Consider the following 26,043-nt stretch of genomic DNA (forward strand, 5'->3'; position numbering starts at 1 on the left):
GAACGGGCCCGCCAATGGAATCGAGAGATATTCGCCACAAAAAAGCCATGGAGCGCCGCAAGGCACTGGTCGATGAGAAAGTCGCCGAAGCGACCACCGAAAAGGGCATTCTCATTGTGCTGACCGGTAACGGCAAAGGGAAATCCAGCTCGGGTTTTGGCTCGGTGATCCGCTGTCTGGGCCACGGCTACAACGCGGGTATTGTGCAATTTATCAAAGGCACCTGGGACTGCGGTGAACGCAACTTTATTGAACAGCGTTGTCCGGAAGTGCCCTATCACGTAATGGGCAGCGGATTTACCTGGGAAACCCAAAATCGCGAGCGGGACATCGCCGCCGCCGAACAAGCCTGGGCAAAAGCTGAAGAATTATTGCGCGACGACAGCCTTCACTTGGTCTTGCTTGACGAATTAACCTACGTCTTGAAATACGGCTGGATCGAGCAACAGCGCATTTTCGATGCCATCGCCAACCGCCCCGCAGAAATGAGTGTGATCGTCACCGGCCGCGCGGCGTCAAAAGCATTGCGCGAAATGGCCGACACCGTCGCCGAAGTCGGCGATGAAAAACACGCTTTCCGCGCCGGTATCAAAGCGCGCAAAGGAGTGGACTGGTAAGTGTCCCGAAACAGAAATTATCGTCAGTGGCGTCCCCTTCGCGCTTCTGCCATTGCACTGCTCGCCACCCTACTCGGGTCCACCGCCCCTCTGTGGGCATTCGAGCAGACCTTTTGCGCCACGGACGACCAGCAGCTGAACCTCTGCCTGCCAGCCCCAGCCCAGCGCATTATCGCCCTGTCGCCAGGTATTACCGAGCAGGTCTTTGCCGCCGGCGCGGGGGGCAAGCTGGTTGCGGCGGTGTCATTCAGCGACTACCCGGAAGAAGCTCGCGAACTACCCCGTGTCGGCGGCTACAACCGCTTCGACCTGGAGGCGATTGTCGCGCTCAAACCGGATCTGCTGATAGCCTGGAGTGAAGGCAATCCGGCGGAACAGCTCAGTCAGCTGAAGGCCTTGGGGCTGCCGGTGTATCACTCAGACCCCGATAGCTTCGACGATATCGCCAGTGCCATCGAACGCATTGGCAAGCTAGCCGGCACCGCAGACGCTGCCAACACCGCCGCGGCTCACTTTCGTCAAGGCATCGCCGAACTGGCACAACGTTACGCCGACGCCCCCAAGGTGCGGGTATTTCAGCAGATCTGGAACAATCCGCTGATGACGGTAAACAGCGACCATATGATCAGCAAGGCCACCGAACTCTGCGGCGGCGAGAATATCTTTGCCGACCTGGGCAAGCTGTCGGCGCGAATCGACCTTGAAGCGGTACTGGCAGCCAATCCAGAGGCCATCATTGCCGGCGGTATGGGCGAGGAAAACCGCGACTGGCTGGACGCCTGGGAGCGCTTCGACGGGCTCACCGCCGTACAGCGGAACAATTTGTTTTTTGTGCCACCCTCAACCCTGCAGCGGCCCACGCCCCGCCTGCTGGACGGGGCCAGGCTGATGTGCCAGCACCTGGAAACCGCCCGTGCACGCCGCTGAGTCCATCACACACACCGGCGTATTTCGTCGCGGGCCCTTGCCTCTGCTGCTTCTGCTCGCACTGGCGCTGAGCTCCCTGCTACTGGCCATCCGTGTTGGCAGCGTGACCATGAGCAGCAGCGACATCTGGGCGGCATTGACCGGCAGCGGATCGTCCCTCCATCAAACGCTGATTATGGATTTGCGCCTGCCCCGGGCGCTGGCGGCCTTCGCCACCGGCGGCCTGTTGGCCGTGGCGGGCGCGCTGATGCAGGTATTACTGCGCAACCCACTGGCCGACCCTTATATTCTCGGCCTGTCCAGCGGCGCGGCGGTAGGCGCACTCATGGCGATGATCTTCGGCCTTGGTGCGGCACTGGTCTCCGGGTCGGCGTTTATCGGCGCGGTGGTGTCGGCCACCCTGGTCTTCAGCCTGGCCAATGGCCGCGGCAGCTGGACACCCACGCGACTGCTGTTAACCGGGGTGATTATCTCCTCCGGCTGGAGCGCATTGGTAACCTTTATGCTCGCTGTCGGCCCTACCGACAAACTCCCCGGCATGCTCTACTGGCTAATGGGCGACCTCGCCTATTCCCGCTCGCCCTGGCCCGCACTCACCGTGCTACTGGCGATTTGCCTGCTGCTGATGCCACTGGGGCGCAGCCTGAACGTGCTGGCCAGAGGCCCGCTGCAAGCGGCCGCACTGGGTGTGCCCGTCAAGCAGATGGAATGGGGAATTTATATTATCGCCAGTATTCTCACAGCCTTTGCGGTAACCACTGCCGGCAGCATCGGTTTTGTCGGCCTGATTATTCCCCACATGCTACGCCTGGTGCTCGGCAATGACCAACGGATCATACTCCCGGCAGCCGCTCTGGCGGGCGGTAGCCTGCTGACACTGGCCGACACGCTGGCACGGACGATTATCGCCCCCCAACAACTTCCCGCCGGGGTGATTACCGCCATGATCGGCGTGCCTACCTTTTTATATCTGCTGCGGCGGAGCCAGTGATGACGACCCTCAGCGCCCATCAGTTGGTGATCGATATCCCTGGTCGCAGCGACGGCACCGCCCTCAATTTGTCGGTGCAAGCGGGCGATATCTGGGGGGTGCTTGGTCCGAATGGCGCAGGGAAGACAACCCTGCTCCATACTCTGGCGGGCCTGCGCCAACCCCGCAGTGGCGAAATCCATCTGGACGGACGCAATATTCATCAGTTGCGCCGCAAGCAGCTCGCGCAATCGCTGGCGGTGGTCTTTCAGGAACGACAGGACGGCTTTCCCGGCACCGTGCTGGAAACTGCAATGATTGGCCGTCACCCCTTTCTCGCCCCCTGGGATGTAGAAACCGCCAGCGACCTGCTGCTGGCGCGTCAGTCCCTTGACCTACTGGAATTGGCCCACCTCGAACAGCGCCTCGTCAGCACCCTGTCCGGCGGTGAAAGACAACGCCTGGCCATCGCCACGGCACTGTGCCAAACCCCGTCGCTGCTCCTCGCCGACGAACCCAGCAACCATCTCGACCTGCACCATCAGGTGCAGGTGATGGAGCTGCTGCAGCGCCGCGCGCGGAATGATTGCGGCATATTTCTGTGCTTACACGATCTGAACCTGGCCGCCCGCTATTGTAATCGGCTCTTGCTGCTCTACCCCGATGGTCGCGCCTGCTGGGGCGCCAAGGAAGACATGCTGTCACTCAGCGCGCTGGAGGCCCTCTACCGCCAGCCGCTGACACTGATTGAACACGACGGACAACAACTGTTTGTGCCACGCGCCAGCGAGTCCCCCCGCTGATGACCGACCGCTACTCCCCCGAAGACATCGCCGCCGTCTATCGCGCCATTGAGCAGCGCCGGGACATGCGCCATTTCAGCGGCGGCAGCGTGCCGAAGGAGACGCTGACACGACTGCTACAGGCCGCCCACCACGCGCCAAGTGTGGGCTATATGCAGCCCTGGCGATTTATCCGTATCCGCCGTGCCGCGCTGCGCCACGCCATCTACACCCAGGTGCTCGCCGAAATCGAACGCACCGCCGAGGCGCTGGACGAGCGACGCAATGAATTTCTCAGACTCAAGGTGGAAGGTATACAGGACTGTGCCGAATTGCTCGTTGTTGCCCTGATGGACAACCGCGACAAGCACATCTTCGGACGCCGTACCCTGCCCGAAATGGATCTCGCCTCAGCCTCCTGCGCGATTCAAAATATGTGGCTGGCCGCCCGGGCCGAAGGTCTGGGCATGGGCTGGGTGTCGCTGTTTGATCCCGAGGATCTGAAAGCACTGCTGCAGATGCCCGATGGCAGCCACCCGATTGCCATCCTGTGTCTGGGCCCGGTCGACGGGTTTTACGATCGCCCGATGCTCGAGCAAGTGGGCTGGGCCCAGCGGCAGGATATACACGACCTGGTTATGACCGACACCTGGCAGGAAACCGACAACGATGGCTAAAACATTGATGGTACAGGGCACGACCTCAGACGCCGGCAAAAGCGTGATGGTCGCGGGACTGTGCCGGATTCTTAAACGCCGGGGCCTCAGTGTGGCGCCATTCAAACCACAGAATATGGCACTGAACAGCGCGGTAACCGCCAATGGCGGCGAAATTGGCCGCGCCCAGGCGGTGCAGGCCAGAGCCTGTGGATTGCCCCCCCACACCGACATGAACCCGGTGCTGCTCAAGCCCAACAGCGATACCGGTGCCCAGGTGATTATCCACGGCAAGGCGCTGACCAATATGGAAGCCAGCGCCTATCACGACTACAAAAAGGTCGCCATGGACGCGGTGCTGACCTCCCATCGCCGACTGGGCGAGCACTACGACTGGATTATTGTCGAGGGCGCGGGCAGCCCCGCTGAAATCAATCTTCGCGCCAATGATATTGCCAATATGGGCTTTGCCGAGGCAGTGGACTGCCCGGTAATACTGATCGCCGATATCGACCGAGGCGGCGTATTTGCCCATTTGGTTGGCACCCTGAGTTTGCTTTCGCCCTCGGAACAACAGCGGGTATGCGGTTTTCTTATCAATCGCTTTCGCGGCGACATCGCCCTGCTGCAATCCGGCCTCGATTGGCTTGAGGATCACACCACGAAGCCAGTGCTTGGGGTCATTCCCTACCTGCACGACCTGCACCTCGAAGCCGAAGACGCGATCACCACCAGCCAACACCGGGATCAGGCGCAAATTCGCGTCGTGGTGCCGGTGTTGTCGCGGATCAGCAACCACACTGACTTTGACGTGCTGCGCATGCACCCCCAGGTGGATCTACGTTTTATCGGCAAGGGCCAGGTCATTCCGCCCTGTGAGCTGGTCATACTACCGGGCAGTAAAAGCGTATGCCGCGATCTGGATTTTCTCCGCGACAACGGCTGGGACACACAGCTACAGCGGCACCTGCGCTACGGCGGAAAAGTGCTGGGCATTTGCGGTGGATTTCAGATGCTGGGCCGCGCGGTACACGACCCACTGGGCATTGAAGGCCCCACCGGTAGCCGCGATGGTCTGGGGCTGCTGGAGATGGAAACCACCCTCGCCGAAGACAAGATTCTGCGCCAGGTCACAGGGCATTGTGTCGCTCACCTGCACCCGGACTATTCCGGCAAGGGAGCGCTGGCCGGCTACGAAATACACGCCGGGCGCAGCGACGGCCCCGCCCTGTCGCGGCCCTTTGCCACCCTGCGCCACCACGACGCCAGCCAGGAGTTCAGTGACGGCGCGATAAGTGAAGACGGCCAGATTGTCGGCACCTATGTGCACGGAGTATTTGATCAGGAGGCCACCCGCAATGCTATGCTGCAATGGGCCGGCATCAGTGTCGTCAGCACCCTCGACTATGAGGCATTGATTGAAGCCAATCTGGATCGCCTTGCCGACGCCATTGAACAGGCGATGGATATCGACGCCCTGCTGGCTTCGGTGTAACTAGAGGGTAGTGAGAATACAATGAAAAAACTAAGTTTGGTCGCGTTGCTATTGTGCCTGAGCGCATGTAGCAAGCCGATCCCGTTTACCGACTACATCGTCGAGAATCTGCTGCGCGACAATCTGGAAAACCTGACCCAGCCGCCGCTGTTTGAATTGCGTGAAATCATCGTGGTAGAGAAAACCGACCTGGGTGACCGCGCCGAGGCCAGCGTCGATGTGGTGCTGTTTTTCCCAGAAAGCTTCGAAACGGTGGTGAAGGCTCAGCAACTGCAGCCGAATAATATGGCCTACAAGCAATATCGCGGCAGCTTTGGTGCCTTCACCGCAGGCGAACAACAAACCCACCACGCCCATTACAGCTTTGTGCGTGACGGACGCAAATGGCGTATCAGCAGCAGCCGGCCACTGGCGGAACCGACAATTCAAAGGGCCGCCGAATAAGGTGCTTTAACCGTGCTTGTGCAGTTGTACCCAGGGATCGTGGCCGTCGAGTTGATACACACTGAAACGGCTCAGACAGGCATAGGGCACCGCCAGCCGAGTCATCGCCCCCATCGGCATGCCCAGCAAGTGGCACATCATGACGCGAATCACCGCACCGTGAATAACCAATAGAACGGATTCACCGGAATAGCGCTGCTGCAGGCTGTCCAGCGCAGTACACACCCGCTGGCAGAAATCCCCCATCGCCTCACCGCTAGGCGGGCTCGCCTCTGCCGGTGACTGCCAGAATTGCCGCCACTCCTGGGGATAGCGGCGCTCAGCCTCACTATGGGGCAGCCCCTCCCAGTCGCCAAAATGCATTTCCCGCAGCGCGTCATCGAACTCAAGCGGCAATTGCAGCAGACGTGACTGCTCTTCCGCAAAGCGTGCACAGCGTTGCAGCGGGGAGCTGACAATGCGCTGCCAGCGTGGCTCCCCCACAGAGGCGACGGTGTCGCGCATCTGCTGCCAGCCCAACTCACTCAGCGGGACATCGGTGCTGCCGCGAAATATTTCTCCCCCTTCGCAGGCACCGTGACGCAGCATATCGAGACGGGTGACAGCCATCAGTCGTTGCCTCGGCTGACTCCGGCCTGCTCGAAACTGGCCATTTCGTTGTGCAGTAAACAGGCCGCATTCATTATTGGCAAAGCCAGTGCTGCACCACTGCCCTCACCCAGACGTAAATCCAGCTCCAGCAGAGGCACCGCGTCCATTTTGTTCAGCAACCGACTGTGCCCCGGCTCAGCGCCGCAGTGGGAAAAGAACAGCCAGGGGCGAATACTCGGGTTGATCTTCACCGCCGACATCGCCGCCGCCGAGCAGATATAGCCGTCGACCAATACCGCGATGCCCTTTTGCGCAGCACGAATATACGCCCCCGCAAGGGCATTGATTTCAAAGCCGCCAATACGACGCAGGGTTTCCACGCCATTTTTCATATGGGGAAGATGACGCGACATGGCGCGGGTGACCACTGCGGCCTTTTTGGCCATGCCCTGGTCACTGATACCGGTACCGCGGCCCACCATCGCATTGGCCGACAAACGGGTGTGGGCCACCGCCAGTGCCGCGGCGGCGGTACTGTTGCCAATGCCCATTTCGCCGCCGATAAACAGATTGATATCACCGGCCTCGTCGATAATATCCCGGCCGACAATAAAGGCTTCCAGACACTGCTCCAGCGTCATCGCCTCGGTGACACACATATTCTGCGTGCCTGCGGCCACCCGCCGATCGAGCACATTGTCGAGGTCTTCTATCGCGTAGACGGTGCCAGCATTCACCACCTGAAAGGGCACCCCCATGCTTCTCGCCAATACGCTGATTGCCGCACCGCCGCTGGCAAAATTGCGCACCATTTCGGCAGTCACCGTTTGTGGGTAGGCTGAAACGCCCTCTGCGGTCACACCGTGGTCGCCGGCAAAAACGGCGATAAGTGGTTTGTTGACCCGTGGCGTTGATGTGCCCTGCAGGGCTGCCAACTGAATTGCGACATCTTCCAGACGACCCAGCGAGCCCTTGGGCTTGGTCAGATTGTCCTGATGCTGTTGGGCCCGCTGGCGATGCTCTTCGTCAGGCGCCGGGGCCTCTGCCAAATACCATTCACTCACTGTTATGTCCTTTTAAAATTTGCTCCAAACCGGCGGTAACCAGCACAACGCGGTCGGCTAGCTGCGCAATATCCTGATGCAAACGACCGGATTCATCGACAAACTGTCGCGACAGCGCCCCCATTGGTACTACCCCCTGGCCGACTTCGTTACTCACCAGAATCACGCGACCCGGAATACCTTCCAGCAACGCCAGCAATTCATCCTTGATGCGCTGCCACTGCTGCGCATCTTCTTTAATCAGCCAGTTACTCAGCCACAGGGTCAGGCAATCAACCAGAATGCAGCGCTGAGCCGACGCGTGCTCGCGAATTGCCGCCGCCAGCGCCTCCGGCGCTTCGACAGTAAGCCAACCACAACCCGCGCGATCACTCTGATGGGCGGCAATCCGCGCGGCCATTTCCGTGTCTCCGGCCGTCGCTGTAGCGATATATACCAGCTCCAGACCACTGGCCCGCGCCCGCGCTTCAGCCAGCCGACTTTTCCCGGAGCGCGCCCCGCCAAGGTATAATTCCAGCACTGGTGATCCTCTGTTATGTTCCGGTCAGGCCAACACTGCCTTCGTTAAAGCCGGTAACGTATAGTAGGCGCCTCATTCTACAAGACAGCGGCAAGCAGAGGGAAATATGGGACATCGTTTATCCAAGATTTATACCCGCACCGGCGATGACGGCACTACCGGTCTGGGCGATGGCAGTCGTATCGACAAAGATCACGCGCGGATGCAGGCCATTGGCAGCATAGACGAACTAAACTCCCATCTCGGCTTACTGATTGCAGAACTGCCCCAGGGGGATGACTATGCGGCCCTGTTGGCTCGCATACAACACGATTTGTTCGACCTGGGCGGCGAGTTGGCCGTACCCGGTTATACACTGGTGAGTGCTGAACGCATCGACGAGCTGGAAAAAAGCCTCGACGAGCTCAACGAAGATCTGCCGCCACTGAAGAACTTTATTCTGCCCGGCGGCAGCAAGCCTGCAGCCCTCTGTCATATGGCCCGGTCGGTATGTCGCCGCGCTGAGCGCGACTTGATTCGCTTGAACCGGGAAAATGAAGTGAACGACACCAGCCGCAAATATCTCAATCGACTGTCGGACTTTCTGTTCGTTATGGCGCGTCTTCTCGCCAGGCGCGGCGACGGCGAAGAGGTGTTATGGCAACCCGCCAATCAGCGTTAAGCGTATTATCGCGGCCATAACCAAGCCGCCCCCCTCACCCCGCTGCTGTCGCCATACTGCGCTTTCACCAGCCGGGTGCGGCAATCGTCACTGAACACCCATTGCTGCCAAAGCATTGGGACCCGTTCGTACAGGGTGGCAATATTCGACAGGCCGCCACCGAGCACCACCACCTCGGGATCGACGCAGTTAATCACTCCGGCGAGCCCTCGAGCCAGCTGCTGACAATATTGCTCCAGCGCTTGCTCTGCGAGGTCGTCGGCGCTGTCAGCCACTTCTTGCGCCGTTGCCGCCACCCCGCCAAGCTGCCGGTAAGTCTTCAATAAACCCGCTCCGCAGAGATAGGTTTCGACACAGTCCTGACGACCGCAGTAACACGCTCTTTTCTCAGCGGCTCCCGACAAGGGGTTGTGACCCCACTCACCGGCAATGGCATTAGCGCCGGTCAACAGGCGACCATGAACGACCCAGCCGCCCCCTACTCCTGTACCCAGAATCACGCCAAACACGCTGTCGCTGCCAGCGGCACTGCCATCTTTCGCTTCCGACAGGGCGAAACAGTTGGCGTCGTTGGCGATGCGCACCTCGCGACCAAGGGCCTTGCTCAGGTCCGCCGCCAGAGGCTTGCCGTTCAGCACTGTGGAGTTGCAGTTTTTCATTAAACCACTGAGCAGCGACGGCGCGCCCGGTGTCCCCACACCCACAGAACAGCGGAAACCCAATTCCGCCTCAAGCTCCCTGCACAGCGCGCTGATCGCCTGCACCGTGGCCCGGTAATCCTGTGCCGGGGTGTTTATGCGCCGGCGCAATACAATCTCGCCGTCGTCAGCAAGGACGATAGCTTCAATCTTGGTGCCGCCCAGGTCGACTCCGATGCGCATTGATTCAGACCTTGCGTTAAAACAGTTCGATCAAGGCCATGACGCCCACCCAGCACAGCAGGCTGCGCGACAGCATTTGCTGGGCCGCCTGCAATTCATCACTGGCCCGCTGTAAAAACGCACTATCGTCCTGCGCTTCTTCAGCGCTGACACCAGGTAAGCATGTGGCACCGAGCTGATCCAGGTAGTCGTCACTGGGCAGCTCGGCAACACTGAGCTGTCGCCACACCGGGAAGCAGCGATCAAAGTGGCCAATCAACGCAAAGGCAAACCCAAGCAGGCGCGCAGGAAGGTACTCAAAGTAATACAGCCCCTGAAACGCCATGTCCCGCTCGCGCTGTTCAGAGTCTTCATGGCGAGCAATCAAAAACAGCAGGCGGTAAGCCAGCGCAAACACCGGCCCGGCAAGGAAAAACCAGAACACCACCGCAAACCATCGCTCAAAGCCGTGATAGAACACTCCCTTGCGCACGGCCTGGTGCAACTGCAAGGCATTTTCCGCACCTGTGCGCAATTCCGGATCGAAATACTCTCCGTGCCGCCGCGCCCCTTCCAGATCTCCCCGCTGCCAACTATTCAGGTAGAGCCGCAGCTGTATGTGAAAATCACCCCGCCCGAGGCTATACAGCAGAATGACCACACTGATAATAAATGCCGGCAACCCGAACAAAATCGGGCCTAATAAAAACAACACCAGCGCCACCAACAACAAGGGTGACAGGGTCAATAGCAAGCGCGGCACGGCCCCATTTATTTTTCGAAGGGAGCGCCGAAGCGCCACAAACCAATCGTCGCTTTGAACAATTGCGCCACTGCCCCAAAATTGAACCGCCCCCCAGGCGATAAGCACCGCAAAGAATTCCATAGTCTGCGTTAGCACTCCCAGTATTGTAGATAGCGGTGCCAGTCAAAGGCCGGCCCAGGGTCAGTTTTTCGTCCCGGCGCGACGTCGCAATGGCCGACGATGCGCTCAGGGGTAAGCAGCGGAAAGCGCTTCATCAACGCGTCGGTAACCCTTTGCAGCTGCTGATACTGCAGGTCAGTGTAGGGGACGTTGTCACAGCCTTCCAGCTCAATACCGATACTAAAGTCGTTACAGTTATCTCGCCCCGCATAATGGGACACCCCGGCATGCCAGGCGCGATCAAGAAAGGAGACAAACTGGATAACTTCCCCAAGGCGATCAATCAACAAGTGAGCAGATACGCGCAGGTCGAGCAGGTCGGCAAAGTCAGCGTGCACAGAACAATCGAGGGTATTGCAAAACAGCTGCTCAATATAACCGGTGCCAAAACAACCCGCTGGCAGGCTAATGTTGTGTATCACCAGCAACTCAATGCTGTGGCCAAAGGGGCGCTGATTGTAATTAGTCGAAGGCCGGCGAGTCACATCGCTCAACCAACCGTCTGTATCAATCGAATACATGGGGGATTCCTGACAAACTGCAGGAATTGTAGCAGCCCTCAGCGCAATGCTACAGCGCAGGAGGGCCTTAGTTGGTAGGCTTGTTACGCATATCCCGAAGATTGCTGATCACCGACTCCAGCGCCCTATCGAACAAGCGGTCGTCGTCTATCAGTACCAAATCCCCGGACTCAAGCGCCGCTGTTAAACTGCGCAAATCGTGTTCGCAGACTTTGATACCCGCGCGATCAACAAAGATGTACTTGCCAATACCATTAATCACAGCGGCAAGGCGGCAGCGCTGCATCTTGCCATCGGCGACCGTAAGATCAACCCAATTACCGACACGCAAATTTGCCAAACCACTGGCCATCTCCCTCGGCTTGGCGGCACTGCGGGACTCCTCTGTGTCCCCGGACAGCGGCAGCGAATGGGCCGTTCGCCCCTCTTCTGCCTCCGATATTCGATCAAATTTCTCGGCGACCGCCGCGTCGAGGTCGTCGAGATCGAGAACTCTGGCCCGGTTTTCAGTCGAGGGCTGCCCCCGACTCTTCCGCGTCAATTTGGCCATGTGCAGCCGCTCAAGCTGCTCGAACCACTGCCCGGTCTCAAAAATATTGAGCGACACCCTGTTAAAGCCCAAGCGCAGGGTTTCCGTCAACACCGGCAAGGCCTCTATCAATTCGTTGCGGTGACCCGACTCATTGTTTGGAGCCACACTCCACAGCAGACGATCGACCAACTCAGTTTCGTCACGGAAACGGGCGCTGTCAGGGCCGGCCTGAACATAGCTGATAAAAAGAACCTTGCTCCACCCATCCTTGAGAATCTTGTGCACAACCGCCGGATAATTGCCCGAAGCCAATTTATCATCCAGCACACCGGCCACATAGGCGCGAGCGGTCTCCGCGGTCGCGCGACCACCCTCAGCGGACTCGGCACGCTGGGCCAGCAGCTCGGCACGCTGCATCGCGCGCCGCTGAAACTTGCTGAAGTCTTGCAGTGCATCGACAAAGACCTGGGTATCAACCGCAAAGTCGCCCAGGACTCGAATCACCACCTCTTCCAATTTCTTGTAGAGGGGGTCCTTCTTCACAGCACCATTGGGCGACCAACCAATTCCGGCACCCATGATTGAACTCAGCAGTTTTCTCGCGGGGTGTTCCTCATGGCTGAAGAAACCCTTGTCCAACAAGGCAATTTTGAGAATAGGAATTTGCAGCTGGGCCAGAAGCGCCTTCAGGTGTTCGGACAGTACATCGCCCTCAAGAATATACTCGAACAGCGAGCCCACAAAGCTGATCGTGTCGCGGTCACGCTCAGCAGACAGGGCCGATGCATCGCCAGCCCCCACCTTGTTGACCTGCTGCAGGCGCCCAATCAACTTTTCCGCAATATCTTCTATGTGCCCGGTTTCATCATTTGCCGCCCGGCGATTGAGAAAATGGGCGTACTGCTCATTCTGCATATCCTGCAGAGCAACCATAAATGAGGGCTTTGACAGCGCTTTGGGTTCAGCACCGCCAACGCCGTTATTCACAATATTCTCCAGGGCGTCGATCAGCTGGGATACCAGCACCGTCGTCTGGGTCCGAGCACTCGCACCGGATGGGGCTTCCCCCGCTCGCGCCTGCGCCGGCGCCGAAGACGAATCACCGGGCTGTACCGGAGCAGGTTCGGGTTCCGACTCAACCTGAGGGCGCGGGCCTCTTTTGCGGTTAAGCATGTCAATCGACAGTCCCTGAGCTTCGAGCACAGGAACCAGCAATTCAAACATTTCGCCAAAACGCCCAACCAACTCACTGTCGAATAATTTCAACAGCACCAGGCGAGCTTTAATATCAATATCCAACAAGCGGCTTGCTTCACCCAGCGCCTGGGCGATGCTGGCTGGACCAATCGGCAAGTCCGCTGCGGCAATAACCTCTCCGCCGACACAGTGCTGCCAAGCAGTGCATAACAGCCACAATTCCTGCAGAAACTTGCGCTCGGCTTTCTTCGCCATACCTTCAATGGCGACAAGCTCTTCAAGAGCATCTGACTCAAGTAGCTTTAACTTGGCCTCACCGCGGTCCTGGGGTGAAGATCGTCCGCGCAGCCCTCGAGGTGAAAACCCATCACTCAGCACTTCCACAAAACGGGCTTCAATGTGCTGACGATGAACGCGGATTTCCCGCATAGAGTCGAAATAGATGTGTTGTTCTTTGGCGTTACTGGCCTCATCAGCCAACTCGAACAGGCGATCATCCACCTCATCGAGCAGAACGGTCAGGCGCTCGCTTAAGTACAGACGGCTTTTTTCACAAAGCGCTTTGAGCTCTGCAGGGAGATTGGCAGTCGATGGCGCCTCGCCCTGAGGCGCTGCCTTATCGAAGCCAACTATTTTAGATCCCTTATCCGTCATCTCTAACTTATCGCCAATTATGCCATCGCCAACACTACGTTAATTACTCTGCAGCACTGCTGCCTGCAACACCAACCCTGAGGAGAATCTCCTAGATCACCGCAGTTTACACTCAAGTGACTGTTACCGAACCTGTTTTCTGATAAACTGCACCAGATAAAGGCACAAGCATGAACCCGGTCACACTGCCAATACAAACCAGAATCCAGTAAAATCCAATTCCCGCACAGTAGCTCAGCGAAAGGGCAACTCTGCCATACAATTTCACGGCCCGTCGCGCGCGCCATTCACTTTGCCACCCGCGACACAACTCGGGCGGCACCGCTTATAGCCCCCAGCATAGCCCAGCTCAATACACAAATACTACCACAGGCAGCACCATCACCATGCATTTAACAACCACGACCCAAAAAGACCTGAAAGTCAGTGTTAGCGCGGCTTTGGCCGAAGATGTGGGCACCGGCGACATTACCGCCATGCTGATCCCTGAGGGCGAAAAGGCCCGCGCACGGGTGATTACACGGGAACCTGCGGTGATATGCGGCGTGGACTGGGTCAACGAAGTATTTGCTCAAATTGATAGCGACGTCACACTTAACTGGAACGTTAGTGACGGAGACCTCGTCACCCCCAACCAAACCCTGTTTGAGTTACAAGGCAGCGCCCGCGCCCTGCTGACCGGCGAACGCACCGCACTAAACTTTATGCAGTTGCTATCAGGAACAGCGACGATCTGCCGGGAATACGCCGACATCGTCGCCCACACCGGGGTTCGCCTGCTGGACACCCGCAAAACCATCCCCGGCCTGCGCACCGCCCAGAAATACGCTGTCACCTGTGGCGGTTGCCACAACCACCGCATCGGCCTCTACGACGCCTTCCTGATCAAGGAAAACCATATCGCCGCCAGCGGCGGCATCGCCAACGCCGTAGCCCGCGCCCACGAAATCGCCCCCGGCAAGCCGGTGGAGGTCGAAGTGGAGTCGCTGGAAGAACTGAATATCGCTCTGACTGCCGGTGCCGACATCATCATGCTGGACAACTTCACCCTGGACGACATGCGTACCGGCGTAAAAGTGACCCAGGGGCGCGCCAAACTGGAAGCCTCGGGCAATGTCAGCAAGGAAACTCTGGCCGGGATAGCGGAAACCGGCGTGGACTATATTTCTATAGGCGCCCTGACCAAACATGCCAGGGCGGTGGATTTGTCGATGAGGATCGTCATTTAGACTCGACCGGGACCTCCCAGGGATCGAAGTCAAGATAATAGGCATTCTCAGCTCCCTCGCCTGGATACACCTTCACCCAGGCACCAAATCGGCTTTTTACTGGCAGCCAACCGAACTTTTCAGACGGTAAACGGGCACCGTATTTACCAAGGTCGCCCTTCACCCTCATAGCCTCCTCAAGGCGCTCGCCGGGGTAGGCTGCGGCAACTATCTCACCATCGACACACTCGCGGTAGTACCGGGGATAAAGCTCAATATCCTTTCCAGCAACCGCTGTAAACAATAGATTATTGCGCTCCTCGACATCAGTGGGGCGCTCCACACAAACGGTTTTATATCCGGCAACCGGAAGCACGTTATAAGGCGACTCCGCCAACGCCAAGTCAGCATCCTCGAGCTCGGTAGCAGCGATAAACTCAATGCGGTCTATGACAAAAACCTCAAACACTGGCCTTGAAATAAATGTCGAGTAGAGGCCATAAGCCAGCGCAGAAAACTGTAATGCGCCGACCAGAAAATAATCCAACACAAGCTCTTTTTTGGGTTTATACGGACTAAATATAACCAGCGTCATCAACGGGCCAAGGACCAGCTCCACCGTTACAATCAGCTTGTAAAGCTCCCCACCCTTCAGATATTTATACAAGTCGTCGGGGTACCATACCAGGTACACGAAAACAGCGGATATTGCGGTTACTAGCCCGGTCACCACCAAGTGCACTGCCAATGCCTTGAATTTCGCAGCCACGATTGGCTTCATTGCTCACTCCATGCACATTATTAACGTTCAAAAACAAAAAGGCCCCCAATTAAGGAGGCCTCCATGCAGGGCGAAAGCCCCGACCTTACTAACTCAACATCATGTCAGATTATGCGCGACACTCTGCAGGAGCCAGGTTACCAGGCAGTGTTGCACTGGCTGGCGCATTGGTTTTACCGGCAGCATAACAAGTCCAGATGATAGCACCTGTAGGACGAACAGCAGCAGCCAAGGCACCACCGTTAACGGTAGGAATCAGGCTCACGACGTTAGAACCAGCCGCAGACACTCGATTACCAAATGCAACATCAATCTGACCTGTCGCAGTAGTAATGGTAATGGTCAACACGTTTGGCGAAGTGTTGGCAGTAACACCATTGTCACCCACTGTCTGGACACAAGTCCCCGCAGCAGTACAAGGGGTTGTCGCAACACCAGCTGCAGCGCTTGTACCATAACCGGCACCCAGACCACCGTTGGCTGCAGGGGTTACGTTCGACGCATTATCCACAACGATCATTTTTGCTTCGCCAGCCAACGCCAGACCTTCAGCAACACGGCTACGCGCTGTGTAGTCCTGGTACGCAGGCAGAGCGACTGCCGCCAAAATACCGATAATCGCCACAACGATCATCAGTTCGATAAGAGTAAAACCCTGTTGTACTTTTTTCATAACGATCTCCGATTCACTACTTGTAAGGGCATCAGCCAATACTTTATTGGCATGCCTAGGAATTAGCATTGAACATGCCAATCTCAATTATTTTATTAACTCATTGTTTTTTATAAAATAACCTAGCAGCTCATCGCAAACACCCAGCAACAGACTGACATTTTTTGTCAGCAAGACATGTCAATTCGCAAATTTTGTCGCCCATTACCCAGGTCTGTCATCAGCAATACCCCTCTTGCTCCAGCATCTGCCATAATGAGGGGAAAATTCGCTCACACCCAAATCCTGGAAAATCGGCTTACACGATGAATAGCTCGCAAACCCCACTCACTGGCTTGGCCAGACGCCTTGTTTACGATGGCCTGCTGGACGAGGCGGCGGTCGCCAAAGCCCAGGAAAGCGCGCAGAAAAACAAAAAGAGCCTGGTCACCCATCTTGTCGAGAAAAGCCTTGTCGACGGACTGGCCATCGCGGAAGCCGCCGCTGATGAGTTTGGTGTGCCTTTTCTCGACCTGCGCGCCTTTAATATGGAGTTTGCCCCGCAAAAGCTGGTGGACAACAAACTTATCAAACAGTATCACGCCCTTCCGCTATGGAAGCGAGGCAAGCGCCTGTACATTGGGCTTTCTGACCCAACCAACTTGCACGCACTGGATCAGATCAAGTTCCACACCAATCTCATTACCGAACCCATCGTGGTGGAGGAGGCCGCTCTCTCTGCCGCCATCGAAAAGTATATTTCGGCCCAGGAAGAGTCTCTGTCAGACAGCCTGGGCGATATGGAGGATGTTGACCTTGAGGGGCTCGACGTCTCGGCGGTAGACGAAGACGCCGCCGCAAACGCCGACCAGAGCGGCGCCGACGAAGCCCCAGTAGTGAAATTCGTCAACAAGGTGTTACTCGACGCGATTCGCGGCGGCGCTTCCGACATTCACTTTGAGCCCTATGAAAAAGCCTATCGAGTGCGATTTCGTACCGATGGCATTCTGCAGGAAGTTGCCCGCCCTCCGGCATCGCTGGGTTTTCGTCTGGCCGCGCGACTGAAGGTCATGTCGCAAATGGACATCTCCGAGCGCCGCATCCCCCAGGACGGCCGGATTAAAATGAAGCTGTCCAAAACCCGCGCCATCGACTTTCGGGTTAACACCCTGCCCACCCTGTGGGGTGAAAAAGTGGTACTGCGTATCCTCGACCCGTCATCCGCACAAATGGGCATCGATGCCCTGGGCTACGAGCCGGAACAAAAGGAAATGTACCTGTCGGCGCTCAACCAACCCCAGGGTATGATACTGGTCACCGGCCCCACAGGTTCGGGTAAAACCGTTTCGCTGTACACCGGGCTGAATATTCTCAACACCGTAGAGCGCAATATCTCCACCGCCGAGGACCCGGTTGAAATCAACCTCGAGGGCATCAACCAGGTTCACGTCAATGCCAAGGTGGGGCTGGGCTTTCCCGAAGCACTGCGCTCCTTTCTCCGCCAGGATCCGGACATCATCATGGTCGGCGAGATTCGGGATCTGGAAACCGCGGAAATCGCTATCAAGGCAGCACAGACCGGTCACTTGGTGCTATCCACCCTGCACACCAATAGCGCACCGGAAACGCTGACCCGCCTGCTGAACATGGGGGTGCCTGCGTTCAACGTGGCCACCTCTGTCAGCCTGATTATCGCCCAGCGTCTCGCCCGTCGGCTGTGCAGCGAGTGCGCCCGCCCCGCCGACATTCCCAGAGAAACCCTCCTCGACGAGGGCTTCACCGAAGATATGCTGAACAGTGCGCGCATTATGGAGCCGGTTGGCTGCGATCGATGCAATGGCGGATACAAGGGCCGAGTCGGTATTTACGAAGTCGTTCGCGTTACTGCGGACATCTCCCGTATTATCATGGAGAACGGTAATTCCCTGGAAATTGCCGAGCAGGCACAAAAAGAAGGGTTCCCCAACCTACGGCAGTCCGCGCTAAAGAAATGCGCCCAGGGGGTAACCAGCCTCAAAGAGGTCAACCGTGTCACAAAAGATTAGTAGCATAGGCGGCAGAGAATAATTATGGCGACAAGCAAGACACAGGTATTTGTCTGGCAGGGCACCGACAAACAGGGGCGTAAAACCCGCGGCGAAATGTCAGCGGTGTCTCCCGCTATCGCTAAGGCGCAATTGCGTAAACAGGGCATTGCTGCCAAAACGGTCAAGCGCAAACCCAAGCCGCTGTTCTCCAGCAAGAAGCCGATAAAACCGGCAGATATCGCCATTTTTACCCGCCAGATGGCCACCATGCTCAAGGCCGGTGTACCCTTGGTACAAAGCTTTGATATTGTTGCCGAGGGCGCCGGCAACCCCACCATGACGGAGCTGGTCCTCGAGATTAAAAATGACGTTGCCTCGGGGGGAGGGTTTGCCTCGGCCTGCGCCAAACACCCGAAATATTTCGACACTCTGTTTTGCAGCCTGGTTGATGCCGGTGAGCAGTCCGGTACTCTCGAGCTGATGCTGGATCGGGTCGCCACCTACAAAGAGAAAACCGAGCAACTCAAGGCGAAGATTAAAAAGGCCCTGACCTACCCCATCGCCGTTATCGCCGTCGCCATAGTGGTCACTGCTATTCTACTTATCAAGGTTGTGCCACAGTTTGCCGAGACCTTTTCCAGTTTCGGCTCTGACCTGCCTGCGTTTACCAAAATGGTTGTCAGCATGTCCGAGTGGATGCAGGCAAACTGGTATATCGCCGCAGCTATTATCGCCGCCGCTGTCACAGCGTTCACCCAAGCGCGGCAACGCTCTCAAGCCTTTTCCGACTGGGTGGACAAGATGATGCTCAAGCTCCCCGCCGTTGGTGAAATTGTTTACAACTCAGTCATCGCGCGTTTTTCCCGCACCCTGGCAACGACCTTTGGTGCCGGTGTCCCCTTGGTGGATGCCTTGAATTCCGTAGCCGGCGCCGCCGGTAACGCCGTGTACAACAAAGCCATTATTCAAATCAGGGACGATGTCACCACCGGGCAAACGCTTTACTCATCCATACGCTTCACCAACCTCTTCCCCACCATGCTTTTGCAAATGGTCTCCATTGGCGAGGAGTCCGGTTCACTGGACGAAATGCTCGACAAGGTCGCCAATCACTATGAAGAAGCGGTCGATAACGCGGTTGATTCCCTCACCGCATTACTGGAGCCGATGATAATGTCGGTGCTTGGCGTTCTGGTGGGCGGTATGATGATAGCCATGTACCTGCCGATATTTATGCTTGGCAGTGCCATCTAAAGCCTTATTATTGCCCAGACTCCGCACCGCCAGCGGCGGTGCTTTTATTGCCCCTGACACTGCGACCCACAACTATGTTTGACTTCACCTCAGCGCCCAGCTTCGTTCTGCTGGCCAGCACTGGTTTGCTGGCCCTCCTCTTTGGCAGCTTTTTTAATGTTGTGATTTATCGTCTGCCCAAAATGATGGAGGAAAATTGGAAACGGGAGTGCCGGCTGATTCTGGAACAGGACAGCAGCGATACCGGGAACGACTCCGACTTCAACCTCGCCTTCCCTCACTCTCACTGCCCCAGGTGCGAGGCCCCTGTGCGAGCCTGGCAGAATATTCCCGTGCTTAGTTACCTGATACTCGGTGGCAAGTGCGCCAGCTGCAAGACTGCAATCAGCCTTCGGTACCCGCTGATTGAACTGGCCACTGCTGCGCTGGCGGTGTTGGCGATCTGGCAATGGGGCGCCACCCCCCAGGGCGTGGCGATGGTTATTTTCAGCTGGGCCCTGCTGATCATGACAATGATCGATATCGACCACCAACTCCTGCCCGACAGCTTGACCCTGCCTCTGCTATGGCTGGGACTCACATTCAATAGCACCGTGGGTAGCGTCGCCCTCAATGACGCCGTGTGGGGCGCCATTGGCGGCTATCTGTCGCTGTGGTCAGTGTACTGGCTATTCAAGCTCGTTACCGGCAAAGAGGGTATGGGGTTTGGCGACTTCAAGTTACTTGCCGCTCTGGGAGCCTGGCTCGGCTGGCAAATGCTGCCGCTCATTATTCTGTTGTCGTCGGTGGTTGGCGCAGTGCTCGGCGGCACGGTACTGATGCTACAGCGCAAGGACAGCAATGTTACCATCCCCTTTGGGCCGTACTTGGCCATCGCCGGGTGGATCGCCCTATACTGGGGCGACCAACTCGTTGCGACTTATATGCAAATATCCGGGCTTTCGCCCGCGCCCTAGCGGGTGGTTGAATTGTTTCGCCCCCGATGTAACCCAGATCATCAATCAACGGCTTACCGAACAACTGACCCGACTACAGACAAGACAGCACACCCTATGACTAAATTGATAATCGGCTTGACCGGGGGCATTGGCAGCGGCAAAACCGCTGTCTCGACACTGTTTTCCCAAAAGGGTATCGATGTGATTGACGCCGACATCGTCGCCCGCGAGGTGGTCGAAATCGGCACCCCGGCCCTTTCCCGTATTGCTGAACACTTTGGCCCGGCGATTCTGTCCGCTGACGGCTCGCTGGATCGGGCAGCGCTGCGCAAAACCATCTTTAGCGACCCCGCAGCGAAGCAGTGGCTGGAAGCCCTGCTCCACCCTCTCATTGCAGAGGAGACCCGACGGCAGCTGGCACACGTCAGCAGTCCCTACGGCCTTTACGTGTCCCCGTTGCTGGTTGAAATGGGCCAGCAGAACTATTGCCAGCGACTGCTGATCGTCGATGTCAGCGAAGACACCCAGCTGCAGCGCACGATGAACCGGGACAACAACGATCGCGCCCAGGTTGAACGTATTATGGCCAGCCAAGCCAACCGTCGACAGCGGCGCGAGGCCGCAGATGATATCATCGACAACAGCGGGGACCTCGCGTCTCTTGCTGTCCAGGTAGATCGCCTGCATGCTCACTATTTAACTCTTGCCAAGGAATTGAGCTGATGACTGCACAGCCCCCCGTTGTGGCCTGCCCAGGCTGCGGCCACAAGCAACCCTGGAATCCCGCGAACCCCTCCCGCCCTTTTTGCTCTGAACAGTGCAAAAATCAGGACTTTGTTGCCTGGGCTCACGAGGAGCACGCCATTCCCGGCTCACCGGACTTTGACGATGTACTGAGTGGTGATATTGAGTTGGGCCTGTTACAACAGCAACGAGACGGGATGCAATAAACAAAGGGCGGGAGAGAGAAATCGGGGGCTGTTCGCCGAAATGCGGGCTTATACCGATACAGATGCCCGAATCGCATCCACAATAGCGGCATTGGCCGCGGGCAAGGGATAATCATTCAACTGCGCAATAGGCACCCATTGTACCGGCTGTCCTTCGCACCCCCTTGGCTGACCGCCAAAGTCGTTTACCCAGCACACGTCCAGGCAGACCTGTTTATCGCCGTAATCGTGTTCAATTTTTATCAGCGGCGCGCAGTCGGTGGGCTGGACGGTAATACCCAGCTCTTCATGCAGCTCACGGGACAAGCCGTCCAACAGAGTCTCGCCGGGTTCCAGCTTGCCCCCAGGAAATTCCCACAATCCGCCTTGATGCGCATTGGCCGCACGCCGACTGAGTAGAATCCGGCCGTCGCGGCGGATAACCCCCACCGCCACATGGACCGATGAATCAGCTGCGGTATTCGGCATTGATTTTGACATAGTCATAGGAAAAATCTGTGGTCCACACGGTTTCCCGCTGCTCGCCACGGCCGAGATTGATGCGAATGGTGATTTCATCCTGCTTCATCACCGCCGCCCCGGCGGCTTCGGTGTAACTGCGGGCGCGGCCCCCGTTCTCAGCAATAAGCACCTCATCAAGGTGGACGCTGACACCGCTGACATCCAGTTTTTCAACGCCTGCGCGACCAATCGCCGCAAGGATACGCCCCCAATTCGGATCGCTGGCAAAAAGTGCGGTTTTCACCAGTGGCGACTCCGCCACGGTATACGCCACTTTGAGGGCCTCGCTCTGGCTCGCCGCACCGCCAACTTCAACAGCAACGAATTTGGTTGCCCCCTCGCCGTCCCGCACAATAGCGTGGGCCAATACCAGAAATACCTCGTCAAATACCGCTTGCAAGGCCGCGTTCAACTCCGGCGTGTCGTCGCTCAATGCGACCCCGGAGGCGCCGCTGGCCACCAACATGCAGGCATCGTTGGTGGAGGTATCACCGTCCACAGTTATCCGGTTAAAAGACGCCTCGGCGCTTCGGGTTACCATCGCCTGCAATAGTGTCCGCGGAATAGCTGCATCACAGGCAACATAGCCCAACATGGTCGCCATATTGGGTTTGATCATTCCGGCGCCCTTGGAAATACCGGTGATGGTAATGGTTTTACCCTGCCACTCCAGCTGCCGCGAACAGGCCTTGGGGCGTGTATCGGTGGTCATAATGCCGATTGCCGCAGCCGCCCAGTTATCCTCGGACATATCCGACAAGGCATCCGGCAGGGCCGCAACGATTTTCTCTACAGGTAGCGGTTCACCGATCACCCCGGTTGAGAAGGGCAAAATCTGTTCGGATTTCAGTGAGGTTAATTCGGCCAGCGCCGCGCAGCAGCGATGGGCATTGGCCAAGCCCTGCTCCCCGGTGCCAGCATTGGCATTACCGGTATTCACCAGCAAATAGCGGCTTGGGGCCGCCTGAATGTGGTTCTTGGCAACGGTCACCGGCGCAGCGCAAAAGGCGTTTTGGGTGAACACCCCCGCCGCGGTACTTCCCTCTGCCAATTCAAATACCACGACGTCCTTGCGCCCCGGCTTTTTTATTCCGGCACTGGCGATGCCAATGCGCACACCGGGCACCGAATGCAAGGTGCCAAACTCCCCAGAACCCACCGCCATGCTATTTCCTTAATCCAGTTTGCCGTGACACTGTTTGTATTTTTTACCCGAACCACAGGGACAGGGCTCATTGCGCCCCACCTTACGGCCGTCCCGCACAAAGGTTTCCGGTGCAGAGGCTTGATCCCCCGCCGCGGCTGGCTCCTCTTCAGCAGCCAGCGCTGAGGTTTCAGCATGTTGAAATTCCATCGCCCGCGCAGCTTGCTCGTCCCGGCGTTTCTGCTCCAGCGCTTCGGCACTTTCGTTCTGCTGCAGCTGCAAATGCGAGAGGAAGCGCACCACTTCGTGTTTCAGGCTGTCGAGCATTTGCTGGAACAACTCAAAGGCTTCCCGCTTGTATTCCTGTTTCGGATTCTTCTGGGCAAAGGCCCGCAGATGAATACCATGGCGCAGATGATCCATCGTTGCCAGATGCTCCTTCCACAGGGTGTCCAGCACCTGGAGCATGATATGCCGCTCGATTCTGCTCATCTCCGGACCAACGGCAGCGCGTTTTTCAGCGTAGGCGGCTTCCACAGCGTCGTATATACGCTGACGCACACCCTCTTCCTGGAGTTTCTTGTCTTCGTCCAGCCACCGCTGGATGGGCAGTTTGACGGCAAAGTCACCCTCTACCCGGCGCTCGAGCCCGGCAATATCCCATTGCTCAGCCATGCTCTGGGGAGGAATATACTCGCCGATAACGTCCTGCACGACATCGTTGCGGATCACCCGCAACATGTCGCTGATGTCCTCTGACTCAAGCAGGTCATTGCGCTGCTGATAGACAATCTGGCGCTGGTCGTTGGCAACGTCATCGTATTCCAGCAGCTGCTTGCGGATATCGAAGTTGCGACCCTCGACCTTGCGCTGGGCCTTCTCGATGGCGTTGGACACCATGCGATGCTCGATCGCCTCACCTTTCTCCAGCCCCAGCGCCTGCATAATGCCGCGCACGCGATCCGAGGCAAAAATGCGCATCAGGCTGTCTTCCAGCGACAGGTAAAAACGGGACGCCCCCGGATCACCCTGGCGCGCAGCCCGCCCGCGCAACTGGTTGTCGATACGCCGGGATTCGTGGCGTTCGGTGCCGATAATATGCAGGCCACCGGCCTGTATCACCTGTTCGTGACGCAGTTTCCAGGCTTCACGCAGTTCCTTGATAACCGCTTCCGAGGGCGAATCCAGCTTTTCAATTTCAGCATCGACATTGCCACCCAGCACAATATCTGTACCGCGACCGGCCATATTGGTGGCGATGGTGACCACCCCTGGACGACCGGCCTGAGCAATAATTTCGGCTTCTTGCTCGTGATATTTGGCGTTGAGCACCTTGTGGGTAATATTGGCCTGCTGGAAGCGGCGCGACATTTCCTCGGAGGTCTCGATCGAGGCCGTGCCCACCAGCACCGGCGCACCGGCTTCGACGATCTGTTTGACATCCTCAACGATGGCGTCGTATTTCTCTTCCTTGGTGAGATACACCAGGTCATTGGCATCGCGGCGAGCATTGGGCTTGTTGGTGGGGATAACCACCACATCGAGGCCGTATATCTGCTTGAATTCGAAGGCTTCGGTGTCCGCGGTACCGGTCATACCCGCCAGCTTGTCGAACAGGCGGAAGTAATTCTGGAAGGTAGTAGACGCGAGGGTCTGGCTTTCAGCCTGCACGGTCACTCCCTCTTTCGCCTCAATGGCCTGATGCAAGCCCTCGGAGAGGCGGCGTCCGGGCATCGTCCGGCCGGTGTGCTCATCGATCAGCATCACCTGATCGTTCTGCACGATGTACTCCACGTTATTGTGGAACAACACATGGGCCCGCAGCGCTGAGTTGACATGGTGGAGCAGGCTGAGGTTACCCGCTGAATACAGGCTGTCACCCTCATTGAGCAAGCCCTCTTTAATCAGCAGTTCTTCCACCCGCTGGTGACCGGCCTCGGTCAACTCTACCTGACGCATTTTCAGGTCAATAACATAGTCACCGGTTTCCGGTTCTACGCCGGTTGGGGTTTCCTCGACAGACTCGGGCACCGGCTCCAGCAGCGGAATAAAATGGTTGATCTGTTTATAGAGCTGCGAACTGTCCTGAGCAGGGCCGGAAATAATCAGCGGGGTACGGGCTTCGTCGATAAGGATCGAATCCACCTCATCGATAATCGCGAAATTGAGCTTGCGCTGGTAGCGGTCTTCCACCGCGAAGGCCATATTATCGCGCAGATAGTCAAAGCCAAATTCGTTGTTGGTACCATAGGTGATCGCGGCCTCATAGGCAGCGCGCTTTTCATCACCGGACTGCCCCGAGCGGATAATGCCCACACTCAGGCCAAGAAACTCATACAGCGGCCGCATCCAGTTGGCGTCGCGCTGGGCCAGATAATCATTCACGGTGACCACGAACACGCCGTCGCCACTCAGGGCATTAAGGTAAACCGGCAGGGTCGCCACCAGAGTTTTCCCCTCGCCGGTGCGCATCTCGGCGATCTTCCCCTCGTGCATGGCGATACCGCCGATAAGCTGCACATCGAAGTGACGCATCCCCAGTACTCGGCGGCCCGCCTCACGGGTTACCGCAAAGGCCTCTGGCAGCAGATCGTCCAGCGACTCCCCCTCACTTAAACGGGTTTTGAACTCCGCCGTTTTCGCCTGCAAACTGGCATCGCTCAAACCGGTCAGCGCCTCTTCCTGGGCGGCAATACGAGCCACGATTTTGCGCATGCGCTTCAATTCGCGGTCATTTTTACTTCCAAATACCTTTTTGACTACTGCTGTGATCATGATGGGTCGTTGCTATTCCTGGGGAGTTTGAGGTCCTGCCGACAGACTACCGAGAAAACTCAAGGCAGCTGTAGCGGCGTCGAAGGCGGCTTCTTTGAACAGGTTTATCTCGACTACATAAAATCCGCTATATCACCAGTTTGCACCGGTACAGTTAACCATTAGCAGGCTGTCTATCGACAACAGCAGCCCGCAGAACACTTCAGGTACACGCCGTGCTGTTCGATTCGGTGAAGGTCAGAGGGAAGCTCGAATAGTTGCCAAACTGGCGATCGCACCAACATGCCACACCGGCAAAACCGCTGGCACGTACCCTGTGCACCGTCGCGCTACCGAAGGGCAATATCGCATAGTTGGAAAAAGAATGCCAACCCCGAGACTGCGTGGCAGGCGCGGG

At 57.5% G+C, this 26,043-nt stretch carries 26 protein-coding genes; 14 read left to right on the forward strand and 12 right to left on the reverse strand.

All coding sequences use genetic code 11. The features are described from left to right. The first annotated feature begins 14 nt into the window (after window positions 1–14). From cobO to HCU74_RS15710, 7 genes are read left to right on the forward strand one after another with little or no spacing between them, the layout of a single operon-like run. Window positions 15–617, forward strand: coding sequence for a cob(I)yrinic acid a,c-diamide adenosyltransferase (gene cobO / locus HCU74_RS15680; RefSeq protein ID WP_168451371.1), 603 nt, complete (start codon window positions 15–17; stop codon window positions 615–617). Beyond that, complete coding sequence (locus HCU74_RS15685; RefSeq protein ID WP_345889697.1) at window positions 618–1,544, forward strand: cobalamin-binding protein; 927 nt, start codon at window positions 618–620, stop codon at window positions 1,542–1,544. Continuing rightward, the gene (locus tag HCU74_RS15690; protein ID WP_345889698.1) at window positions 1,531–2,535 is read left to right on the forward strand and encodes a FecCD family ABC transporter permease; all 1,005 of its coding nucleotides are present in this window, start codon (window positions 1,531–1,533) and stop codon (window positions 2,533–2,535) included. Before HCU74_RS15685 ends, HCU74_RS15690 begins: the two co-directional genes overlap by 14 nt. Continuing rightward, a complete protein-coding gene (locus tag HCU74_RS15695) occupies window positions 2,535–3,317 on the forward strand; it encodes an ABC transporter ATP-binding protein (protein WP_168451372.1) in 783 nt (260 codons plus the stop codon). The genes HCU74_RS15690 and HCU74_RS15695 overlap by 1 nt, the downstream gene beginning before the upstream one ends. Continuing rightward, window positions 3,317–3,973, forward strand: coding sequence for a 5,6-dimethylbenzimidazole synthase (gene bluB, locus HCU74_RS15700; RefSeq protein ID WP_168451373.1), 657 nt, complete (start codon window positions 3,317–3,319; stop codon window positions 3,971–3,973). The genes HCU74_RS15695 and bluB overlap by 1 nt, the downstream gene beginning before the upstream one ends. Beyond that, window positions 3,966–5,447, forward strand: a complete 1,482-nt coding sequence (locus tag HCU74_RS15705) for a cobyric acid synthase (protein ID WP_168451374.1) — start codon at window positions 3,966–3,968, stop codon at window positions 5,445–5,447. Before bluB ends, HCU74_RS15705 begins: the two co-directional genes overlap by 8 nt. Before the next feature lie 21 nt (window positions 5,448–5,468). Beyond that, a complete protein-coding gene (locus HCU74_RS15710) occupies window positions 5,469–5,891 on the forward strand; it encodes a hypothetical protein (RefSeq protein WP_168451375.1) in 423 nt (140 codons plus the stop codon). A 6-nt stretch (window positions 5,892–5,897) separates the two neighbouring features. Here HCU74_RS15710 and cobC read toward each other — a convergent pair whose 3' ends face one another. Genes cobC through cobU form a run of 3 tightly spaced genes read right to left on the reverse strand, consistent with a single transcriptional unit; the run spans window position 5,898 to window position 8,066 of the window. Continuing rightward, window positions 5,898–6,500, reverse strand: a complete 603-nt coding sequence (gene cobC, locus HCU74_RS15715; protein WP_168451376.1) for an alpha-ribazole phosphatase — start codon at window positions 6,498–6,500, stop codon at window positions 5,898–5,900. Then, entirely contained in the window at window positions 6,500–7,546 is a 1,047-nt protein-coding gene (gene cobT / locus HCU74_RS15720) for a nicotinate-nucleotide--dimethylbenzimidazole phosphoribosyltransferase (RefSeq protein ID WP_168451377.1), read from the reverse strand. The genes cobC and cobT overlap by 1 nt, the downstream gene beginning before the upstream one ends. After that, the gene (cobU, locus tag HCU74_RS15725; RefSeq protein WP_168451378.1) at window positions 7,539–8,066 is read right to left on the reverse strand and encodes a bifunctional adenosylcobinamide kinase/adenosylcobinamide-phosphate guanylyltransferase; all 528 of its coding nucleotides are present in this window, start codon (window positions 8,064–8,066) and stop codon (window positions 7,539–7,541) included. The genes cobT and cobU overlap by 8 nt, the downstream gene beginning before the upstream one ends. 106 nt (window positions 8,067–8,172) lie before the next feature. Here cobU and HCU74_RS15730 point away from each other — a divergent pair, with 106 nt between their 5' ends. After that, the gene (locus tag HCU74_RS15730) at window positions 8,173–8,727 is read left to right on the forward strand and encodes a cob(I)yrinic acid a,c-diamide adenosyltransferase (protein ID WP_168451379.1); all 555 of its coding nucleotides are present in this window, start codon (window positions 8,173–8,175) and stop codon (window positions 8,725–8,727) included. A 5-nt stretch (window positions 8,728–8,732) separates the two neighbouring features. Here HCU74_RS15730 and HCU74_RS15735 read toward each other — a convergent pair whose 3' ends face one another. The 4 genes from HCU74_RS15735 to HCU74_RS15750 all read right to left on the reverse strand — a co-directional run bounded on the left by HCU74_RS15735 (window position 8,733) and on the right by HCU74_RS15750 (window position 13,416). Next, window positions 8,733–9,608 (reverse strand): ROK family protein, encoded by an 876-nt coding sequence (locus HCU74_RS15735; protein ID WP_168451380.1) that lies wholly within the window; start codon window positions 9,606–9,608, stop codon window positions 8,733–8,735. Window positions 9,609–9,624: 16 nt separating this feature from the next. Further along, window positions 9,625–10,473, reverse strand: a complete 849-nt coding sequence (ampE, locus tag HCU74_RS15740) for a regulatory signaling modulator protein AmpE (RefSeq protein ID WP_168451381.1) — start codon at window positions 10,471–10,473, stop codon at window positions 9,625–9,627. A gap of 8 nt (window positions 10,474–10,481) precedes the next feature. Further along, window positions 10,482–11,033: a 1,6-anhydro-N-acetylmuramyl-L-alanine amidase AmpD gene (gene ampD, locus HCU74_RS15745; RefSeq protein ID WP_168451382.1), complete on the reverse strand. Its 552-nt coding sequence runs from the start codon at window positions 11,031–11,033 to the stop codon at window positions 10,482–10,484. A 67-nt stretch (window positions 11,034–11,100) separates the two neighbouring features. Then, window positions 11,101–13,416, reverse strand: a complete 2,316-nt coding sequence (locus tag HCU74_RS15750; protein ID WP_168451383.1) for a DUF1631 domain-containing protein — start codon at window positions 13,414–13,416, stop codon at window positions 11,101–11,103. Window positions 13,417–13,802: 386 nt separating this feature from the next. Between HCU74_RS15750 and nadC the strand changes: the two genes are divergently transcribed. After that, a complete protein-coding gene (gene nadC, locus HCU74_RS15755) occupies window positions 13,803–14,645 on the forward strand; it encodes a carboxylating nicotinate-nucleotide diphosphorylase (RefSeq protein ID WP_168451384.1) in 843 nt (280 codons plus the stop codon). Here the strand turns inward: nadC and HCU74_RS15760 are convergent. Beyond that, entirely contained in the window at window positions 14,638–15,405 is a 768-nt protein-coding gene (locus tag HCU74_RS15760; RefSeq protein ID WP_168451385.1) for a hypothetical protein, read from the reverse strand. The two genes, nadC and HCU74_RS15760, sit on opposite strands and share 8 nt — an antisense overlap. 109 nt (window positions 15,406–15,514) lie before the next feature. Then, entirely contained in the window at window positions 15,515–16,078 is a 564-nt protein-coding gene (locus HCU74_RS15765) for a pilin (protein WP_168451386.1), read from the reverse strand. Between the two features lie 305 nt (window positions 16,079–16,383). Here HCU74_RS15765 and pilB point away from each other — a divergent pair, with 305 nt between their 5' ends. From pilB to HCU74_RS15790, 5 genes are all read left to right on the forward strand, one after another. Beyond that, window positions 16,384–18,102, forward strand: coding sequence for a type IV-A pilus assembly ATPase PilB (gene pilB, locus HCU74_RS15770; RefSeq protein ID WP_168451387.1), 1,719 nt, complete (start codon window positions 16,384–16,386; stop codon window positions 18,100–18,102). A 24-nt stretch (window positions 18,103–18,126) separates the two neighbouring features. Then, window positions 18,127–19,338: a type II secretion system F family protein gene (locus tag HCU74_RS15775; RefSeq protein WP_168451388.1), complete on the forward strand. Its 1,212-nt coding sequence runs from the start codon at window positions 18,127–18,129 to the stop codon at window positions 19,336–19,338. A 74-nt stretch (window positions 19,339–19,412) separates the two neighbouring features. After that, complete coding sequence (locus HCU74_RS15780; RefSeq protein ID WP_168451389.1) at window positions 19,413–20,294, forward strand: prepilin peptidase; 882 nt, start codon at window positions 19,413–19,415, stop codon at window positions 20,292–20,294. Window positions 20,295–20,390: 96 nt separating this feature from the next. Then, on the forward strand, window positions 20,391–20,999 hold the full coding sequence (gene coaE, locus HCU74_RS15785; RefSeq protein WP_168451390.1) for a dephospho-CoA kinase: 609 nt from the start codon (window positions 20,391–20,393) through the stop codon (window positions 20,997–20,999). Continuing rightward, window positions 20,999–21,226: a DNA gyrase inhibitor YacG gene (locus tag HCU74_RS15790; RefSeq protein WP_168451391.1), complete on the forward strand. Its 228-nt coding sequence runs from the start codon at window positions 20,999–21,001 to the stop codon at window positions 21,224–21,226. The genes coaE and HCU74_RS15790 overlap by 1 nt, the downstream gene beginning before the upstream one ends. A 48-nt stretch (window positions 21,227–21,274) precedes the next feature. On the opposite strand, the gene mutT is transcribed toward HCU74_RS15790, so the two are convergent. Genes mutT through secA form a run of 3 tightly spaced genes read right to left on the reverse strand, consistent with a single transcriptional unit; the run spans window position 21,275 to window position 25,646 of the window. Beyond that, window positions 21,275–21,712 (reverse strand): 8-oxo-dGTP diphosphatase MutT, encoded by a 438-nt coding sequence (gene mutT, locus HCU74_RS15795; RefSeq protein WP_282596049.1) that lies wholly within the window; start codon window positions 21,710–21,712, stop codon window positions 21,275–21,277. After that, window positions 21,675–22,892: a bifunctional glutamate N-acetyltransferase/amino-acid acetyltransferase ArgJ gene (gene argJ, locus HCU74_RS15800; protein WP_168451392.1), complete on the reverse strand. Its 1,218-nt coding sequence runs from the start codon at window positions 22,890–22,892 to the stop codon at window positions 21,675–21,677. The genes mutT and argJ overlap by 38 nt, the downstream gene beginning before the upstream one ends. Before the next feature lie 9 nt (window positions 22,893–22,901). Next, window positions 22,902–25,646, reverse strand: coding sequence for a preprotein translocase subunit SecA (gene secA / locus HCU74_RS15805; RefSeq protein ID WP_168451393.1), 2,745 nt, complete (start codon window positions 25,644–25,646; stop codon window positions 22,902–22,904). Window positions 25,647–26,043 lie beyond the last annotated feature (397 nt).

This window comes from Spongiibacter thalassae, from assembly GCF_012272835.1.
GTDB classification, from domain to species: Bacteria; Pseudomonadota; Gammaproteobacteria; order Pseudomonadales; family Spongiibacteraceae; genus Spongiibacter; species Spongiibacter thalassae.